15 protein-coding genes and 1 pseudogene are annotated in these 17,939 nt (G+C 55.5%); 5 read left to right on the top strand and 11 right to left on the bottom strand.

What is annotated here, in order from left to right; translation table 11 throughout:
• Positions 1–85 precede the first annotated feature (85 nt).
• The gene (fusA, locus tag WCI03_10165) at positions 86–2,176 is read left to right on the top strand and encodes an elongation factor G (GenBank protein ID MEI8140218.1); all 2,091 of its coding nucleotides are present in this window, start codon (positions 86–88) and stop codon (positions 2,174–2,176) included.
• A gap of 79 nt (positions 2,177–2,255) precedes the next feature.
• Here fusA and WCI03_10160 read toward each other — a convergent pair whose 3' ends face one another.
• Positions 2,256–2,909, bottom strand: coding sequence for a hypothetical protein (locus WCI03_10160; protein ID MEI8140217.1), 654 nt, complete (start codon positions 2,907–2,909; stop codon positions 2,256–2,258).
• Between the two features lie 125 nt (positions 2,910–3,034).
• On the opposite strand from WCI03_10160, the gene WCI03_10155 reads away from it, so the two are divergent.
• Genes WCI03_10155 through mtnA form a run of 3 tightly spaced genes read left to right on the top strand, consistent with a single transcriptional unit; the run spans position 3,035 to position 5,967 of the window.
• The gene (locus tag WCI03_10155; GenBank protein MEI8140216.1) at positions 3,035–4,030 is read left to right on the top strand and encodes a glycosyltransferase family 2 protein; all 996 of its coding nucleotides are present in this window, start codon (positions 3,035–3,037) and stop codon (positions 4,028–4,030) included.
• A complete protein-coding gene (locus tag WCI03_10150) occupies positions 4,030–4,881 on the top strand; it encodes a type II CAAX endopeptidase family protein (protein MEI8140215.1) in 852 nt (283 codons plus the stop codon). Before WCI03_10155 ends, WCI03_10150 begins: the two co-directional genes overlap by 1 nt.
• A 15-nt stretch (positions 4,882–4,896) precedes the next feature.
• Positions 4,897–5,967 carry an S-methyl-5-thioribose-1-phosphate isomerase gene (mtnA, locus tag WCI03_10145; GenBank protein ID MEI8140214.1) on the top strand — a complete coding sequence of 357 codons (1,071 nt, stop codon included), beginning with the start codon at positions 4,897–4,899 and terminating at the stop codon, positions 5,965–5,967.
• A gap of 3 nt (positions 5,968–5,970) precedes the next feature.
• Here mtnA and WCI03_10140 read toward each other — a convergent pair whose 3' ends face one another.
• The 5 genes from WCI03_10140 to WCI03_10120 form a co-directional block, all read right to left on the bottom strand.
• Positions 5,971–8,115 (bottom strand): serine/threonine-protein kinase, encoded by a 2,145-nt coding sequence (locus tag WCI03_10140; protein MEI8140213.1) that lies wholly within the window; start codon positions 8,113–8,115, stop codon positions 5,971–5,973.
• 7 nt (positions 8,116–8,122) lie between these two features.
• On the bottom strand, positions 8,123–8,299 hold the full coding sequence (locus tag WCI03_10135; GenBank protein MEI8140212.1) for a hypothetical protein: 177 nt from the start codon (positions 8,297–8,299) through the stop codon (positions 8,123–8,125).
• On the bottom strand, positions 8,296–8,886 hold the full coding sequence (locus WCI03_10130) for a flavoprotein (protein MEI8140211.1): 591 nt from the start codon (positions 8,884–8,886) through the stop codon (positions 8,296–8,298). The genes WCI03_10135 and WCI03_10130 overlap by 4 nt, the downstream gene beginning before the upstream one ends.
• Before the next feature lie 123 nt (positions 8,887–9,009).
• The gene (locus WCI03_10125; protein MEI8140210.1) at positions 9,010–10,809 is read right to left on the bottom strand and encodes an aminopeptidase P family protein; all 1,800 of its coding nucleotides are present in this window, start codon (positions 10,807–10,809) and stop codon (positions 9,010–9,012) included.
• 32 nt (positions 10,810–10,841) lie between these two features.
• On the bottom strand, positions 10,842–12,320 hold the full coding sequence (locus tag WCI03_10120; GenBank protein MEI8140209.1) for an excinuclease ABC subunit UvrC: 1,479 nt from the start codon (positions 12,318–12,320) through the stop codon (positions 10,842–10,844).
• 174 nt (positions 12,321–12,494) lie between these two features.
• On the opposite strand from WCI03_10120, the gene WCI03_10115 reads away from it, so the two are divergent.
• A complete protein-coding gene (locus tag WCI03_10115) occupies positions 12,495–12,884 on the top strand; it encodes a response regulator (GenBank protein ID MEI8140208.1) in 390 nt (129 codons plus the stop codon).
• A gap of 189 nt (positions 12,885–13,073) precedes the next feature.
• Here WCI03_10115 and WCI03_10110 read toward each other — a convergent pair whose 3' ends face one another.
• From WCI03_10110 to WCI03_10090, 5 genes and pseudogenes are all read right to left on the bottom strand, one after another.
• Positions 13,074–13,322, bottom strand: a complete 249-nt coding sequence (locus WCI03_10110; protein MEI8140207.1) for a hypothetical protein — start codon at positions 13,320–13,322, stop codon at positions 13,074–13,076.
• Between the two features lie 19 nt (positions 13,323–13,341).
• Positions 13,342–13,551, bottom strand: a pseudogene (locus WCI03_10105) (RNA-binding protein).
• A 631-nt stretch (positions 13,552–14,182) separates the two neighbouring features.
• Positions 14,183–17,173, bottom strand: coding sequence for a beta-phosphoglucomutase (gene pgmB, locus WCI03_10100; GenBank protein ID MEI8140206.1), 2,991 nt, complete (start codon positions 17,171–17,173; stop codon positions 14,183–14,185).
• A 15-nt stretch (positions 17,174–17,188) separates the two neighbouring features.
• Positions 17,189–17,617: a hypothetical protein gene (locus WCI03_10095; GenBank protein ID MEI8140205.1), complete on the bottom strand. Its 429-nt coding sequence runs from the start codon at positions 17,615–17,617 to the stop codon at positions 17,189–17,191.
• A gap of 118 nt (positions 17,618–17,735) precedes the next feature.
• Positions 17,736–17,939, bottom strand: a 204-nt coding sequence (locus WCI03_10090) for a hypothetical protein (GenBank protein ID MEI8140204.1), incomplete at its 5' end; no start/stop codon positions are given.

Raw genomic sequence — 17,939 nt, 5'->3', positions numbered from 1 at the left:
TTCTCAACGTCTATCACCTCATAGTGCGCGCGATTTTACCCGGGAAAAGTTCACGGGTAGTGTATTCTTTTTTGAGGAACTCATTATGGCTGACGACAAGATTGGATTATCGCAGATTCGAAACATCGGAATTATGGCGCATATTGACGCGGGTAAAACCACGTGCAGTGAGCGTATTCTTTTCTACTCCGGTAAAACCCACAAAATCGGTGAGGTTCATGATGGTGCCGCCACGATGGACTGGATGGACCAGGAGCAGGAACGCGGAATTACCATTACCTCCGCCGCCACCACCACGCACTGGCGCGAACATCGCATTTCCCTGATCGATACCCCAGGGCATGTTGACTTCACGGCTGAAGTTGAACGCAGTCTGCGCGTGCTGGATGGGGCCGTGGCTCTTTTCTGCGCCGTGGGCGGTGTTCAACCCCAGTCTGAACAAGTCTGGCGCCAGAGCGAAAAATACAGCGTTCCAAAAATTGCATTCATTAACAAAATGGATCGCACAGGCGCTGATTTCTACGGCGTTGTTGAAAAAATCCAGAGGATCCTGGGCGCCAACGCCGTTCCGATCGTCATTCCGATTGGTAAAGAAGAAGCCTTCTCAGGCATCATCGATCTGATCAAGATGAAGGAAATTAATTACAACGAACAGGATCGCGGCCAGACTTGGACGGAAGACCCCATCCGGGATGACCGCCTTGAAGAAGCCAAGAAATGGCGCGCTTTCCTCGTTGAGAAATGCGCCGAGCAAAATGACGTGCTTCTTGAGAAATTCCTTGAGACCGGCGACCTGTCGGAAGAAGAAATCATGGCCAGCATGCGAAGGGCGACCATTGACCGCAAGGTGATCCCCGTTTATTGCGGCTCTGCTTTCAAAAACAAAGGTGTTCAGCGCCTTCTGGACGGTGTCGTCGACTTCCTTCCCTCCCCTGCGGACATTGCCCCGGTGATCGGACGCGTGGGCGAAAAGGAAGTGCACCGGATCCATTCCGAAAACGAGCCTTTCTCCGCGTTGGCCTTTAAGATCGCGGCCGACAAGCACATGGGGAAAATCGTTTTCATTCGAATCTATTCAGGCTCAATCACCTCAGGCAAGCCGGTGTATAACAGCACTCAGAAAAAAGAGCAGCGCATCGGCCGTCTACTGCGAATGCATGCCAACCGGCAGGAATCCATTGATATCGCCCGTTGCGGTGATATCGTGGCCGCGGTCGGTTTGCAGCAAACCAAAACCGGGGACACCTTATGCTTCGAAGACGACTCCATCGTCCTTGAGTCCATTGAGTTCCCCGCCCCCGTCATTTCCATCAGCATTAAGCCTGAGAGCCGGGCGGATGATGAGAAATTGAGCCATTCTCTCCATGCTCTCGCGGATGAAGATCCTACTTTCGTGGTCAGTTTTGATGACGAAACAAAGGAAACCATCATCGCAGGTATGGGTGAACTTCATCTGGAAGTGCTTGTTGAGCGCATGAAACGTGAGTACGGCGTGGTGGCCCAGGTAGGCCGCCCTGAAGTGGCTTACCGGGAAACGGGCACCTGCCTGTCCGATGGCGAATACAAACACGTCAAGCAGTCTGGTGGCCGTGGTCAGTTCGCGCATGTCTGTATGCGTCTTGAACCTCTCGCCCCCGGTGAAGGGTTTGAGTTCGTCAACGAAGTCCGCGGTGGCCGTATTCCTCAGAACTTCATTGCCCCTGTTGAAAAAGGTGTGATCAAAGCAATGATGAAGGGCCCGATTGCCGGATTTCCTGTGGTGGATATGCGAGTCGTGCTTTACGACGGGTCTTACCATGAGGTTGACTCGAATGAATTCGCCTTTGTTGAAGCGGCCCGCGCCGGCTTCCACAAGCTCTTTCTGGAAAGCAAGCCGCACCTTCTGGAACCGGTCATGTCGGTGGAAGTGGTCACCCCGGAAGACTACATGGGCGCCGCCACGGGCTCGGTATGTCAACGCCGGGGCCGTATCGACTCCATGGATGAACAGGCGGAATACAAAGTCATCCGCGCCATGGTTCCGCTCAGCGAAATGTTCGGCTACTCAAATGTGGTGCGCACCATTTCACAGGGCCGCGCCTCGTACACGATGCACTTCGAACATTATGAAGCCGTACCGTTTGGCCTGGCTGAAGAAATCGTCACCAAGCGCCGGGAAATGAAGAAGATCAACTAAGGTCTTCAAGAGAAAATCAAAAAGGCGGCCAGGGCAACCCGGCCGCCTTTTTTTTAACTTTGACAGGCTTACACTTGACTTAACCCTTTGGCCAATGGTCACGACCTGGAGCAGCTTGAGGCGCGTTATCCTGGTACTCTTCCATTGCCAGACGCCGTCTCTGCCTGATGTGATCGGCTGCGAATTGCTCGGTGACATGGCCGGCATCGACCTCCAGCGCCATACGCACATCACAACGCGTCCGGCGGATGATTCCCAATATCTTACGGACAATAGCGGCATACTCATTATTCGTCCGGGTCCGCACCAGCATGGTCAACGACTCATCATCCGAATTCCGCTCCGCGTTTAAAACCGATTCAAGAATCCGTATGACAACACGGATATCGCCCGACTCATGTTTCAGCACTTCCATCAACTCTACCGCAAGGAAATGGGCGGCATACGGCATCATGACCCGCAATTCTTCGATCGTGCGATGCTTGTCAAGAATGGCTGTTTGCAGTTCTTTGCAGCGGCCCACTTGATCCAGGATCCGGGCATCTTTCATCGAAATCAGACGTTCGGCAATTCCCAAAGCAATCCAGGGGGAAAGACTCAACTGACGACTGAGCTGAATCGCCCGCGTCGCGACCGCCTCGCCATCCCCGCGACTTCGGGCCAGGACAGCCAGTTTTTCCTCCCATCGGTCGGAACGTACGGCTTCTTGTTTATTCACTAATTTTGGACTCATAGCCGACATCCTGCGATGCCCGTCTTTCTGTGTCGAGACAGAAATGACTCCATTGCTTTTATCCGTGGCAGGATGATTGAACTGTGATACAAATTTGCATCCAAAAACGATGAGGAAGCGCTATGATAGATATTTCCGTGGTGGTACCGATTTTCAATGAGGAAGAGAGCGTTGAACTACTGGTTTCACGCCTGCATGCCGCCCTGACGGCCATCGGTCGTTCCTATGAGATTGTACTGGTCGATGACGGCAGCAAAGACAATTCATGGAAAAAAATGAAGGAGTTGTCCACGCAGTATTCCGGACTCCACCTCATTCAATTCCGCCGCAACTTCGGCCAAACCGCAGCCATGAGCGCCGGCTTCAATGAGTCCCACGGCGAGATCATCATCACGATGGATGCCGACCTTCAGAATGATCCCACGGATATCCCCAAGCTGCTGGCCGAGATTGATAAAGGATTTGACGTTGTGAGCGGCTGGCGCCGGGACCGGAAGGACACTTACATCAACCGTCGCCTCCCCTCTGTTATTGCCAATTACCTGATCAGTCATATCACAGGCGTCCATCTTCACGATTACGGGTGCACCCTCAAGGCCTATCGCCGGGAAATCGTGCAGAACATCCAATTGTACGGGGAACTCCACCGGTTTATCCCCGCGTTGGCGAGCTGGGTGGGCGGACAGATCTCCGAAGTTGTGGTCACCCATCATGCCCGGCAATTTGGCACAACCAAGTATGGGATCGGACGAACCTTCCGCGTTATTCTGGATCTGGTCACCGTGAAATTCCTGATGCGCTACAGTACTCGGCCGATCCACATCTTCGGCAAGTGGGGGATGGCTTTTGGGGCCCTCGGCATGCTGATGATCCTCTTTATGGCTGGGGCAAATTTATCCCACCTTTTCTTCAGCACAGAGTTCTGCTCCGAGTTGATCAAAAGACCATTCTGGGTCATCACCCCTTTCATGCTCATTTTTTTCGGGCTTCAATTTGTCTCCATCGGACTGCTGGCGGAACTTCAGATCCGGACCTATCATGAGGCACAACAGAAACCAATCTACGTCATCCGGGAATCCATTGAACCGACCGACCTTCCCAAGGGCACCCAGAAATCCTGATGAACACAATGAGCGAGCAGCTTATGTTGCAACCGACTTCACTGCCCGCCCTCATTGTGGGGTTCTTATATATCATGATGTTGTTGGGAGGGACTCTGGCGGCCTCCCTTCTGATCCTCCGCTCCAGACGGTCACCGATTCCCTGGGCTGACCGCATTGCGTGGCTCCGCGCACGCCCATGGACCTGGCGGGAGGGCGTGGGAGTCCTCGGCCTGATCGGCATCCTGATTGGCTCAGGGTGGGCAATCTCCGCTATGTTGAATCACCCCAGCGAAGGCACACAAATCATCATTCAGGGACTTACCCTGGATCTGGCCGGGATCGGCGGCATCGCGTGGCTCGCTCATTCCCGCGGTTGGCGTTGGCGAGAATCCTTCGGTATTGGCCGCTTATCCCCAAAACTCATCCAATACGGGTTTGTATTTTACATCACCCTCATCCCGTTCATGCTCATAAGTTCCCTCGTTTACCAGGGAATCTTGTCGGTCAAAGGCTACCCCCCCAATCTCCAGGACATTGCCATCCTGCTGTCCGGAAATTATTCATTCTGGGTCCGGGGAATCATCTTTGTATTTGCAGTCGCGGTTGCTCCTTTTTTTGAAGAATGTCTCTTTCGGGGAATCTTCCTTCCCATAGCCATCCGCAAGTTTGGTCTTGGCGCGGGCATCTTCATCGTTTCGCTTCTCTTTGCATCCATCCATTTCCATCTGGCCTCATTCATCCCGCTGCTGATCATCGCGGCCGGATTTTCCATTGCCTATCTGTACACCAAATCCCTATGGGTTCCCATCATCATGCATGGGCTGTTCAACGGGATCAACCTTGCCATGCTACTTGTCATACGCCCTTAACCGGAGTCCTTAAATATGTCTATCCGCACCATTGATTGGAGCCCCGATTCACCTGCCAGCCTGTTGCCGGGCTCGGTCATCCTGGTAGATCAAATCCGCCTGCCAGGCGAACTGGTTTATGTGCGCACCCAAAGCGTAAAGGAGATCTGGCAAGCCATCAAAACGCTTCAAGTCCGCGGTGCTCCCGCCATCGGCATTGCCGCGGCAATGGGAGTCGCAACGGCCATCCAGAGTGAAGCGACGGCCACTACCCCTGAATTGGCAAACATCGCCCTCCAGGCGGCAGACTACCTATCCACCTCGCGCCCCACCGCAGTCAATCTGTTCTGGGCACTCGACCGGATGCGCGAGGTAATCCGGGCCTCCGCCACCCTTGCGCCGCTTGCCTTTAAGGAACGCCTGGTTCGTGAGGCGATTCAGGTTCGCGATGAGGATGCGGCGATGTGTCACGCCATCGGCAAACATGGCGCCACCCTTCTCCATGATGGCGCCACCGTGTTAACCCATTGCAATGCAGGGGGACTGGCGACAGCCGAGTATGGCACCGCCCTGGCCCCCATTTACGTGGCTTCCGAGCAAAAAATGAAGATCCGGGTCTTCGCAGATGAAACGCGCCCCCTGCTTCAAGGGGCCCGTCTGACGGCCTGGGAATTGATGCAGGCCGGAATCGACGTCACTTTAATCTGTGACAACATGGCGGCGCATGTCATGAAAACCAAAAAAATTGATGCCGTCATGGTCGGGGCTGATCGCATTACGGCCAACGGTGATGCCGCCAATAAGATTGGTACCTATGGTTTGGCCGTCCTTGCCAAGGCGCACAGCATCCCGTTCTACGTACTGGCCCCCAGCTCTACCTTTGATTTTTCATTAAAGACGGGAGCGGAAATTCCCATTGAAGAACGGGCGGCAGAAGAAATCACCATGGGGTTCGGACGTCGCACGGCACCAGAAGGTGTTAAAACCTATTCTCCCGCATTTGATGTAACACCGGCCGCCTTGATTACCGCCATTGTTTGCGAAAAAGGGATCCTCTATCCCCCCTTCGCGCTCACACCCGGGCTCACCACCGCGAAGAGCGGCTAAGCCTCAAGGGCGGAACTGCGATTGACGCATCGCACGTCCACACGCACTCTGAAAAGCTAAAACCAGATCCGCATGCTTCTCCGCAAAGGTAGAGGTCCCGTGGGCCTCTAAATACTCATCCATAGCCCGGTCTGCCTGCTTGGCTATTTCACAGCTCATTGGAGCAGATTCGATGGCACTTCTCATTTTCGACAAATCATGTTGTGCGAGATCAATCCCCGCCCGCTTCAAAAGCTTGGCAAAGGCGATGAAGGCCGGATCCTCAACCATAGACGCCTCTTCATTAGCGCGCGCAATGTCCTGCGCTGGTTCCGGGGGCTTAGCAAAACCTGCAAGAGCCTTCTTTCGCTCTATTAGCATGGGCCCAAGTACCGAACCGGTCTTTCCCAAAAGGGCCTCAGCCTCATCATCCTTTTCACCGTTATACGCCGCCACCCCACGAACTAAATTTCCCTCAGGAAGATCAAGAGCAAGAAGACGTGCTTGACGTTCCGCTGAAGACAACTCTTCAAAGCGCACATCAATTTGTGCCGTATCATTCATGGTTTTCATAACCAATTTTCGATCACGGATCGCAATCAACCTCCCCGTGAATGGACCGCGTACAAGCTGGATGACAACGATTCTTCCGACATCAGGTTCAAAAGTTTTCAGGACCTTATCTGGCAGGACACAGGCATCTTCCAAAATACGATTCATGGAGACCATCTCGGTCTGGTGCTTTCGCAATTTATCTTCTTTTTGCGCCGCATCCACCAATTGATGGGCAACCATATATTTCCCCGATAAGACGCAGGAGGTAATCTCCACCAGGCGATTCGTCCAATCCGCCTCCGCCTTTACAACCTCATCCTGCACTTCTTTTTTAGTCTTCAGGGACTGCGCGAGATTTTGACGGAGCCCCAGTGTCTCTTTGGCATAGCCTTCCGAATAGGATTCAAGCCACTGGATTCCTTCAGAAAAATCCCCGGACGCAATGAAGTCCTCAACCATCCTGTGAATTCGCTTCGTTGCTCGTGCAATTTCCTTATCATGATTCAGAGGGATCACAACCGGATGAGGCGCCGGAGGGGGCACATTGGTTACCGCCTTAACTGTAAGCGTCGGAATCGGATCCCCTACGATCGGAATTTTTTTATGAATAACCCACCTCGTCCGCCACTCCAAAATTGCCGCAAGCAGAACACCCACCACCAATATTACAGCTATGCGAACCAAGGCAGGGCGTCTCCCGTCGTTCTTCGAATCAGGAATTGGAGCTGTGGCCTGCACACGCCGCCGCATGGTACTAGCCCCCTCAGACGGAACCTCGCGCGTGAACATGGAACTCTTTTGCACCCGGTGCAATTCCTTCAGAACGGCATCCCAATCCGCAAGACGATGCTCCCGGTCTTTAATGAGCATCCATTCAATCAAACCACACACAGAAGCCGGAATTCCGGGAACAAGGTCGCGAGGGTCCGGAATCTGCGAAGACACCTGGGCTTCCATGGCCTCACTGTCGGTAAGGCTTTTAAACGGCCGCTCTCCAGTCACCATCTGATACAAGCAGCACCCCAATGCATAAATATCAGTACGGCAATCCAATTGGACGTCTCCCCGAACCTGCTCGGGAGAAATGTAACCCGGGGTGCCTACAATTTCATCGGAGGCCTGATGCGCACTCTGCGATTCGCGAGTGATCGACAACCCGAGATCAGCCACCTTGATGGTGCCATCATGATCAATCATGATATTTTCAGGCTTTATGTCGCAATGAATTAAGCCAGCCTCACGCCACGCATATTTGAGAGCTACGGCAACAGACTCGATCACCACCAGCGCATCTTTATACGAAAGGAGTTTTTTGCGCGTAACCCACTGCCCGACGGTATACCCATCGACATATTCCATTACCAAACAGCAATGCCCATCCTGTTCACTGGCATCATAAACATGCACAATACCGGGATGCTTCAGTTTTGCAGCCGTCCGCGCCTCTTTGATAATCTGCCTGATACTCTCGGGATCATGACTCAGCCGGGGAGGGAGAAACTTGATTGCCACAAGCCGGTCCAGGGAAAGCTGGCGGGCTTTCCATACTTGCCCCATGCCACCTTCCCCAACCTTCTCAATCAGCTCGAATCCCGCTAGTGTAAAATCACTCATAGAACCATTACTTCAAGAGGACGCCAATAGTCACGCCCAGCGCCGTAAAGCACAGGTATACCAGCGAGGCCGCCGGCTTGATCACCGTAAATACCAAATTCACCGGAGCATCCCCCTTGGTGAAAATCATAACAACGACAGACAAGGCGATTAAAAGCAAAGCTATCAATACATTTTTCGTCATGTGCTCACTCCTCTTTTCAATAGAGATTTCGTTAATACAGACTCTACCACCGTAAGAATGTTTTGCAGGTCGGCCAGGCGCCCCTGCCCCTCCCTGCCACAGGCCAGATCGCCAGAGGCAACCTCAACAAAGGCCACCCCACGGGCTTGCAGGGTTACCACATTCGCCCGGGTCGCTGGATGAGCCCACATGTTGTCATTCATCGCTGGCGCGATCACTAGCGGCGCCTTCGTTGCCAGCACGGTGCAGGTCAGTAAATCATCTGCTAAACCGTACGCGATTTTGGCAATGACATTGGCCGTACAGGGGGCTATCAGCAATACATCCGCCCGATCCGCATAAGCAATGTGCTCCGGATGCCAGCCGTCCGTCTCATCAAACAAGCCCTGCCCCACAGTGTTTCGTGACAAAGTTTGAAAGGTAAGTGGAGTAACGAACCGGGTTGCTGCGTCTGTCATGACCACAGAAACATCCCAGCCTTTTTTCTGCATCAGGCGTAGTAACTCAACGGCCTTAAATGCCGCTATCGAGCCCGTTACCCCTAACACCACACGTGGGGCTAATCCTTGTTCATCCCTTGTTGCCATATGTAAGTAAAGAGCGTGCCAGTTTCCCCCCCCTTTGTCAATTTAGGAGGATTTTGAAGAATTAAACATCTCGGGGCGCTCATCTGGTTTGGGATGACTGATGTCTCAATGCAACTCCTGTTGTTAAATTAATTTGGTTTTCTGCCTAAGCCAGACGAGGGCATCACCTTTAAGGTGTGGCGACAGACAAGTCCAGACATTCTTATGGTAAGCATTCAGCCACGCGCGCTCTTCAGGGGTGAGCAGTTTCGGGATTATTGGCGCGGTATCAATTGGGCACAGCGTCAAGGTGTCAAACCGCAGGAATTGCCCATACTCGGTATTTCCCGCCTCCGCGACCATAACCATATTCTCAATCCGGATCCCATACTCGCCCTCACGGTAGAAGCCGGGTTCAATCGTCACCACCATCCCGGGCTTGAATACACTTTGATTCCATGCAGAAGTGAATCCATGTGGGCCCTCATGCACGTTGAGATAAGCCCCCACCCCATGCCCACTTCCATGTTTGTAATTCAAGCCATCCGCCCATAGCGGTAGTCGCGCCAACGCATCCAGATGGGTGCCGGTCAGCCCGACAGGAAAACACACCCGACTCAACGCTATCATCCCTTTCAGCACCAGGGTATAATGGCGACGCGCCGACACCGATACAGGACCAAGCGCCACTGTCCGGGTCGTATCCATGGTTCCTTCGTAATAATTCCCCCCCGAATCCACGAGAAACAAACCCTTCGGCTTGAGCAGGGCCGCCGACTCAGGAGCGACTGTATAGTGAATCATGGCCGCATTGGCCTGATAACCACATATTGCATTAAAACTGTCATCCCGATATTCCGGGGCTTCCCGCCGAAATTCCTTAAGCGCTTCCCTCGCCGTATACTCCGTTATCCGCGCCCCCTTCTTCAGGGCATTTTCAAGCCAGGCGAAGAACTTCACCAGCGCCAAACCGTCCAACCTGGCGGCGGTATGCCAATGCGACTGCTCAACTGGATTTTTGACAGCCTTCAATTCCGTGGTGATATCAATGGATTCCTCTATCTGCCGAACCCCCTTGGGAATAGCGTCAGACAGCATTTTATTTACCCGCCGCGGATTGAAACAGAGGACCTTACCCGACGGCATGGCATGGATGGCCCGGCATACAGTGTCATAGGGACGCAACGTGATGCCCTGCTTCTTAAGCGATTTCTGCAGTGCAATGGGGATTTTGGTTCGATCAACAAACAGAAACACATTCTTCATCCCCACCAAGGCATAGGCCAGAACCACCGGAGAATGCTCAACGTCGACGCCTCTGATGTTGAATAGCCAGGCAATGTCATCCAGAGAGGCCAGCAACAAGGTGTCAGCCCCCTTTTTCACCAACGTCGCACGTACAGCGGCGAGTTTCTTGACCCGCCCTATCCCTGCATATTTGACAGGAAAATCCATGGCTGGTGCTACGGAGACCGGAGGACGATCCGTCCAAACCTGATCGCACAAATCTTCGTGAGTATGGAGTTTAAGTTTTTTCGAGGAAAACGTCTTCTCCATTTCCTGTACCGATTCGAGGGAAACCACCTGTCCATCAAAAGCCACGGTTTGACCGGGCTTTAGTTGATCAGCAATCCAATCATTTACAGTCGGCACATTTGGCTCCCGGCTTTTGAATAGCTTGATTCCACTCCCCTGCAATTCATGTTCAGCCTGAAGAAAATAGCGACCATCTGTCCAGAGCGCGGCTGTTTTCAGGGTTATCACCAGGGTCCCGGCTGACCCGGAAAAGCCAGAGGCCCACTTACGGGTTTGCCAGCGAGCCCCGACATATTCACTCTGATGGGGATCCGACGACGGTATCACCAGCGCCGCCACCTTGCGCCCTGACATCAGTTTTCTTAAAGCCAGTAATTTCTGTTCAACATTCATCTCATCATCCCTCATTGGAATTCCCCATAACCCCTAACAGATAACTATTAACCCGACTCTCCCTTATGAAGCCACTCTGAAATGGTTTTAGCAGAGGACAGACTCACGCCGGGGACGGTGGCAATCTCCTCTATCGAGGCACGTTGAAGCCGAAGCACGGACCCGAAATGGCTCAACAATGACATTTTCCGTTTCTCACCCATGCCGGGAATCTCATCTAGTGCAGACTCCCGTAACAGGCGTCCCCGCAACCGCCGGTGATAGGCTAATGCGAACCGATGCGCTTCATCACGGATCCGCTGCAGTACATAAAGAGCTTTTGAATCCGATGATAAACGAAGCGGCGCAGTTTGGCCCGGCACATGAATTTCTTCAAACCGTTTCGCCAGCCCGATCACCGGCACATGCGTAATCCCCAACAGCATCAGCTCTCCACGCGCCGCATTTAACTGCGAAAGCCCTCCATCCACTACCAGAAGGTCAGGGCCTCGCCCTCCTTCCCGCTGCAACCGCTCGAACCGCCTGCGGATCACCTCCGCCATCATGGCGGGGTCATCCGACTGATGCACCGTCCTGATCCGGAAATGACGGTAACGATGAGGGGAGGGAATGCCCTCCACAGCACAAACCATGCTGGCCACCGAATGAGTTCCGGAAATATTGGAAATATCATAGCACTCAATTACATGCGGCGGGGTGGCAAGTCCTAGCGCCTGCTGTAACCCCAGTAGCCCGGCCTTGGCGTCTTCCACTTTGATTGCCGGCGTGGAGGCCACCCTCGCACGTTGTTGAGTGATCTCCCGAAGCATAAACCAGGTATCGCGTAAGGCGGCGGCATCTTCAAAACGATGCAGGGAGGCGGCTTCCTCCATGTTTGCGCGCAGCGCTTCAAGCAGGACTGGTGTTTCCCCCCTGAGGAAAGCACAGGCTGCCATCACTTTTTCAAGATAAGCCTCCCGGGTGATCCGTCCAATGCAAGGGGCGGAACAGAAGCGAACGATATCGTTGATACAGTGTTTATGATTCGTTGCATCCGGTTCGCGCGGGGCACATTTGCGCAACCCGAATTTCCTCTCCACAAAATCCATAGCAACCCGGGTGGCCACGGAATTAACATAAGGGCCTAGATAAACAGCCCCATCCTCCCTCCGGATTCGAACCGCCTTGAACTGGGGCCAGGGCTCCACCAGGTCAATACGGAGCATGAGAAAACGCTTATCATCACGCAAATCGACATTATAACGGGGCTTGTAGTCCTTGATCAGTTGACCTTCCGTCAACAGAGCTTCAGCCTCATTACGCAGAACCACAATATCGAAGTCGTCCACGCTCCGGATCAAGCCGCGCAGTTTGGGATCAGCCCGCGCCCAGGTACTGGCGCGAAAATAAGACTGAACGCGTTTTCGCAAAGAAGTGGCCTTACCGATGTAAATGATTTTACCGCGCCGATCCCGCATGAGATAACACCCCGGTTGTTCGGGGAGTTCCTGCAGTTTCAGCCTCACCTTATCTGGAATCGTGATCACAGCATGGAATTATACATAAGTGAGTCTAATTTTCGAGACATGATGCAACTCATAAGGGTGTTAACCCCACCCTCCAAGTATTTGATGCGTAACCAGGCATATCCTTAAACCTTAGTCCAAAATCAGGGTTTCCCTGATAGCCTAAAATCAGATCAATGTACTATTCTGCCAGTAATGAAAGTGGTTTTAATTGATGATGACCCACATGTTTTGTCTGTATTAGGAAAACTGCTTAAGCGCAGGGGGCATGAGGTATTAACCTATGATAGCCCGCTTTCATGCCCCATCTACTCATCAGCATTGTGCCCCTGCAGCCCGGAATGCATTTGTCCAGATGTAATTATTTCGGACGTCGATATGCCAAAAGTGAACGGACTTAAGTTTATTGAGATGGTATCCCGTAAGGGCTGTAAATGCAGAAAATTAGCCCTGATTTCCGGCAAGGGATTGGAATCTGATGATGTGAGCCGAATGACAAAACTTGGCACAAGATTTTTCGCAAAACCACTCGACTTTTCTGCATTTGTCGAATGGCTGATCCGGACAGAACAAATCGGCAACTGACTCCCCCGCCACAGCGCACCGCCTTTGATGTGGAGCCCTCCCTTTGGCTGCCAGGCACTGTCGCGGCCTGAAAAGCGTATTTCGTCGGAGATACTCGACTCGATTGGAAAGCTGTTAGGCAAGCCGGCATGCAGCCAAATCCTCAAGGTCGCCAAATGGGTTACAAAAATACGCAATTACGACGGGATATCACCCATCTACCGCCAAAAAGAAAAACGCGGGAACAGACCTTTCAGCCCGTTCCCGCGAAATCATCCAATTTGCTCTGATGAGCGCGACTGGATTACCGGCGTCCGCCGCCACCGCGACGATCGCGATCGCCACCGCCGAAGCCACCACCGCCGCCGCCACCGAAGCCACCGCCACGGCTGCCGCCACGATCACCACCGCCGAAGCCACCACCGCCGCCAACGCGCGGAGCCTGAGGACGTGCCTCATTCACGGTCAGCGCACGACCATCAACGTCCATACCATTCGTGGCCGCAATAGCCGCCGTCGCCTCAGCGTCAGTCGTCATCTCAACAAAGCCAAAGCCTTTGCTGCGACCCGTCTCGCGATCCATGATCACGTCCGCGGAAACAACTTTGCCGTAAGCAGAGAACACCTGTGTCAGGGATTCACTTGTGACGCTATAACTCAGGTTGCCAACATATAATTTCTTGCCCATCTCTCGATTCCCTTCTTCCATCACTCTTGGACCCCTTTCTTTCTCTTTCCGGTTCCTATAGAAAGGGGTTCAACTCGAACCCTTCAACCCGATCGCACCACGCCTACGGCGCGGCACCTCTGGCCGACCTCATCGGCGCCCGAACATCGTTCGCCGCCGGGTTAGGAAGACAAAGGACGGACAAGTTAGTGGCTTTCATCCCACCTCCAGCCGACTTCTTCGACAACCAAACTTGAACTAAGCTACCGAAATCGGCTCGCAAAGTATATAAGTATCATTTTTTCTAATAACCGCTTCCCATAACCATGTGTTACGCTTTGATGCGCGGTGCCCCATCAGAAGGTTATCCTTACAGTGAAACCACCGCCCGGGCTAAAGACAATTAGTCATCTCCCTTGTAACTTCGACTTTCCTTATCCATGCCGGTCAGCCTTTATAGTGGTATCTTTAACTCCCGCCACCGTATACCCAGATGGGGATTTGTTGACGAAAACCGTGTCCCGGCTGTTGTTTCGACACGGTAACCGTACGCCGTTTTGCTGATGGCCTTGGCAGAAGGTGCTGCCGTCGTAGCCGCGGGTCGCTCATTCGTGCCGGATGCGGTAGTTGGCGGTCAGACTCATATCTGGCCTCACAGGGCGTCCAGCATGGGCACCGCGATGTCCGCCACGGAATTGACCACCCGGTTGGCGTCACCGACGCGTTCCGGGGTGCCGATGCCGATGCAGGCCATGCCACCGGCGCGGGCCGCGGCGACGCCGGCTTCGGCGTCCTCGACCACCACGCATTGCGCCGGGGTCAGTCCCAGCTTCGCCGCGGCGAGCAGGAACAGATCCGGCGCAGGCTTGGCCGCCGCCACCTCCGAGCCGTCCACGATAGCCGTCAGCAGCGACGTGATGCCGAGGCGCTCCAGCACCGGGCGCGCATTTTTACTGGAAGAGGCGACAGCTGCGGGAATGGCCGCCTCGCGTAGCGCCAGCAGCAGTTTTTCGGCGCCGGGCAAGAGATCCTTCGGCGTGATGTCCTCGATCAGCTTGACGTAGACCGCGTTCTTCTCTGAGCAGAAGGCCTCTTTCTCCACGTCACTGAAGCGTCCCGCATGCTCCCCGAGCAGCAGCCGCAGCGAGTTGGTGCGATCCACGCCGCGCAGCGCCTCATTGCGCTGCCGGTCGAAGGGCACTACGATGCGGTCGGCCAGTTTCTGCCAGGCCTGGTAATGGAACTCCGCCGTTTCCACCAACACGCCATCGAGGTCGAAGATGACGCCGCGCACCGGGCGTGCCGGGAAGGTGAAGCGCTGCACCTGCGGCCCCGCCGTCACGGCGCGTTGCCCGAGGCGCAATGCCACTTCCGGGCCATCGGTCTGCAGTTCCACCGCCGTCGGCAACACTTTGACGTGCAGGCGCGCACCGTGCCAGGCAACGCTGAAGCCGAAACTGTCCCAGCCGTTGGGCAGCAGCGGCGCGAGCGAGAGTTTCCCCTCAAACCAGCGCACGCCGCCGAAGCCGAGCACCACGCATTGCCAGGCCCCGGCGAGGCACGCGGTGTGCACGCCCATCCAGACGTTGCCGTGGATATCGTCCAGGTCCAGGCGCGCGGTGCGCAGGAAATAATCGAGCGCCAGCTCGCTCTTGCGCAGGGCCGCGGCGGCCATGCTGTAGGAGCAGAAACTGAGGGAGGAATCGTGCGTGGTCTTGGGCTCGTAGTAGTCGAAGTCGTGCCGCACGTCCTCGGGCGTGAACCGGTCGCCCAGCAGGACGTGTGCGACCACGATGTCCGCCTGCCGCAGGAGTTGGGTACGCATGATCCGGTCATAGGACCACACAGCCGGCAGCGCGCCGCCCGGGGGGTTGGCCTTCAGGTCGTAGGGCTCGAGGCATTCGAAACGCTCGTCCTGGAGATTGAGGCCGCGTTTCGCGTCCCGCGGCAGTCGCATCTTGGCCGCGACCTCGCGGCAGCGCGCCACCTCGGCCGGCTGCAGGTGCAGGCGCTGCACCGCTGCGGCGTAATCGGCGGGACGCTCCCGCTGCAGCAGCTCCAGCAGTGCCACGGTCTTGAGCAGGTTCTCCTGCGCCATCAGGTTGGTGTAGAAGTTGTTGTCCACGCCCTGGTGGTACTCGTCGGGGCCGAGCACGCGGTTGATGACATACTCGCCGGTGTCGGTGCGGAAGTAGACCCGTGACAACCAGAACCGACTGGTCTCGACCAGCACGTCAATGCCGCCGTGGGCCATGAACTCCAGGTCACCGGTCACGCAGTAGTAAAACCACATGCTCCAGGCCACGTCCGCGGAGACATGCACGCCGAGAAGCCCGAACTGCCAGAGGGTTGCGGCTTCGTCGCCGTTCTCGTCGGACATGAAGGGGTAGGCGGCGCCCTGGAGACTGAATTCCGTCGCCTTGCGTCGGGCCCCGGGCAGGTAGTGCACCCGCGACTGCACCAGGTCGCGCGCCGTCTGCGGCCTGGTGAAGGCGAACATCGGGAGCATGAATACTTCCGTGTCCCAGAAATAGGTGCCGGAGTAATGCTCGCCGGTAAGGCCCTTGGCGCCGATGTTCACGGTATGGTCGCCATTGGGCGCGTTCTGGTACATCTGGAACAGGGAGTAGTGCAAGCCCTGGGTGAGGGCGCCGGCACCGTTGCTTTCGGCGATGTCAATTTCGACGGTACGCCAGATTTCCGCCCAGGCGGCCGCCTGCTCCGTTTCGAGTGTGGCAAAGCCGGCGGCCATGGCCGCGTCGAGCTGCTTGCGGCAGAAGAGGCCGAGACTGCCGCTCACGTCGTGGTCGCGACTGGTGGCCACGGCGGTGAACTTATCGAAGGTCAGGGATTCGCCCCGGCGGCAGGGGGTGACAAATAATTGCCGGCTGACGCCGTCTTTCCAGGTCAGGCGCGTACCAGCGCTGCCGATTGCCGCGCCGGAGCAGAATTCGCGGGCGGCCACCGCCACGGTTACGCCGGTACCGGCGGTGCGACAGGTGACCCCGTGCAACCGGCCGCTGCCAGGCGCCGCTTTGCGCCCGGCCCCGGCCGTCAATGGTTTTACCGCGATCAGGTGCGATTGGGTGAGGTTGGTGACGCTGCCATCCACCAGCGACGTGAACCCGACGTTCATGTCGCCGCTGAGCGGGGTGAGCACGATGCGCATCGCCGCCAGGTGCCGTCGGTGCAGGCTCAGAAACCGGGTGCATGCCACACGGACTTCAAGCCCATGCGGGGTCCGCAGCGTGACCTCCAGGGTGAGGGTGCCGCGATCCAGGTGCAAGGTGCGTGCGTAAGCGCTTGGCGGCGCCTGCGTCAGATCCAGCACCTCGCCATCCAAGGTCACTTGGACCGGCAGGGAATCCGGCAGATTCACCATCTGGTGCGGGTGCGAGGGCCGGCCCTTGAGCTTGATCATCGTCTGGTTGAGGTAGGTGTCGAAAACGCCGGCCACATAAAAGCCGCGCAGGCTATCGGCCGGTGCCGGCACGAACTCGTGCACGGCGCGCTGGCCCATGTAGCCGTTGGCCAGGGCGAACACCGCCTCCAACCGCTTCGTCTCCGCAGGAGCAAAGACCGGCTGTATAACTTTCCAGGCCGCGACCGGAAAACGCGGCTCTGAGGTTGCAGTGGCTGTCATGATGCGGATACCCTTTTATGATGGAATGGATGGATAAGAAATCGCTTTTCTGGCGGTACGGGCACACGCTCGTTGAGGCCGACCTGAGACATCGTTTTCATGGTGGAGATCATGGGGAAAGCTGGCGAGAAGGTCAAGATCGGGTGCAAACCCACATTCTGAAGCGTTGAGGCCGGTCTGATCATCGAAGCGGATCTGTTTTGCTGTGAGCGGCTCCAAAAGGAGACAAACCCGTCCCGCCGCGACCAAGGTCGTATCCCAAACCAAAGGCTGGACCGCCCCCGAATACAATGTTGATGTGACACCGCGCTCATCCACCAGTTCGACTTTTACCGGACCTGCCGCCTGGCTCACCGCAAGCGGCACACTCTCGCCAATCACATAGTTTCTCCGATCCAAAGGAAGGGAGAGGGATGCGGCTTGCGCACCGACAGACAGGGCCAACAAAATACCGGCAGGCCCGAACGACCAACGACTCCAATCAGAAGCTCTATAATTCTTGGGGGACTCCGGGGGACTCCGGGGGATTCCGGGGACAGGGATTCCGGGGACAGGCCCATAATCAGGACTCCGGGGACAAGGACTCCGGGGACAAGGACTCCGGGGACAGGCCCATAATCAGGTCAAGCAATTCAGAGGACTCCGGGGACAGGACTCCGCGGATTCCGGGGACAGGCCCATAATCAGGACTCCGGAGGACTCCAGGACTCCGGGACTCCGGGGACAGGCCCATAATCAGGTCAAGCAATTCAGCGACCTTGTTTTG

Source organism: bacterium, from assembly GCA_037143175.1.
Taxonomy (GTDB): domain Bacteria; phylum Verrucomicrobiota; class Kiritimatiellia; order CAIKKV01; family CAITUY01; genus JAABPW01.
Note: the sequence above shows the minus strand (reverse complement) of the source record. Positions and strands in the feature narration are given on the sequence as shown.

Coding starts and splice junctions, on each gene's coding strand:
- WCI03_10110 (MEI8140207.1), bottom strand. CDS start 13,322: ATGAGGCACGTCCTCAGGCTCCGCGCGTTGGCGGCGGTGGTGGCTTCG.
- WCI03_10140 (MEI8140213.1), bottom strand. CDS start 8,115: ATGAGTGATTTTACACTAGCGGGATTCGAGCTGATTGAGAAGGTTGGG.
- WCI03_10135 (MEI8140212.1), bottom strand. CDS start 8,299: ATGACGAAAAATGTATTGATAGCTTTGCTTTTAATCGCCTTGTCTGTC.
- mtnA (MEI8140214.1), top strand. CDS start 4,897: ATGTCTATCCGCACCATTGATTGGAGCCCCGATTCACCTGCCAGCCTG.
- WCI03_10160 (MEI8140217.1), bottom strand. CDS start 2,909: ATGAGTCCAAAATTAGTGAATAAACAAGAAGCCGTACGTTCCGACCGA.
- pgmB (MEI8140206.1), bottom strand. CDS start 17,173: ATGACAGCCACTGCAACCTCAGAGCCGCGTTTTCCGGTCGCGGCCTGG.
- fusA (MEI8140218.1), top strand. CDS start 86: ATGGCTGACGACAAGATTGGATTATCGCAGATTCGAAACATCGGAATT.
- WCI03_10130 (MEI8140211.1), bottom strand. CDS start 8,886: ATGGCAACAAGGGATGAACAAGGATTAGCCCCACGTGTGGTGTTAGGG.
- WCI03_10115 (MEI8140208.1), top strand. CDS start 12,495: ATGAAAGTGGTTTTAATTGATGATGACCCACATGTTTTGTCTGTATTA.
- WCI03_10125 (MEI8140210.1), bottom strand. CDS start 10,809: ATGAGGGATGATGAGATGAATGTTGAACAGAAATTACTGGCTTTAAGA.
- WCI03_10150 (MEI8140215.1), top strand. CDS start 4,030: ATGAACACAATGAGCGAGCAGCTTATGTTGCAACCGACTTCACTGCCC.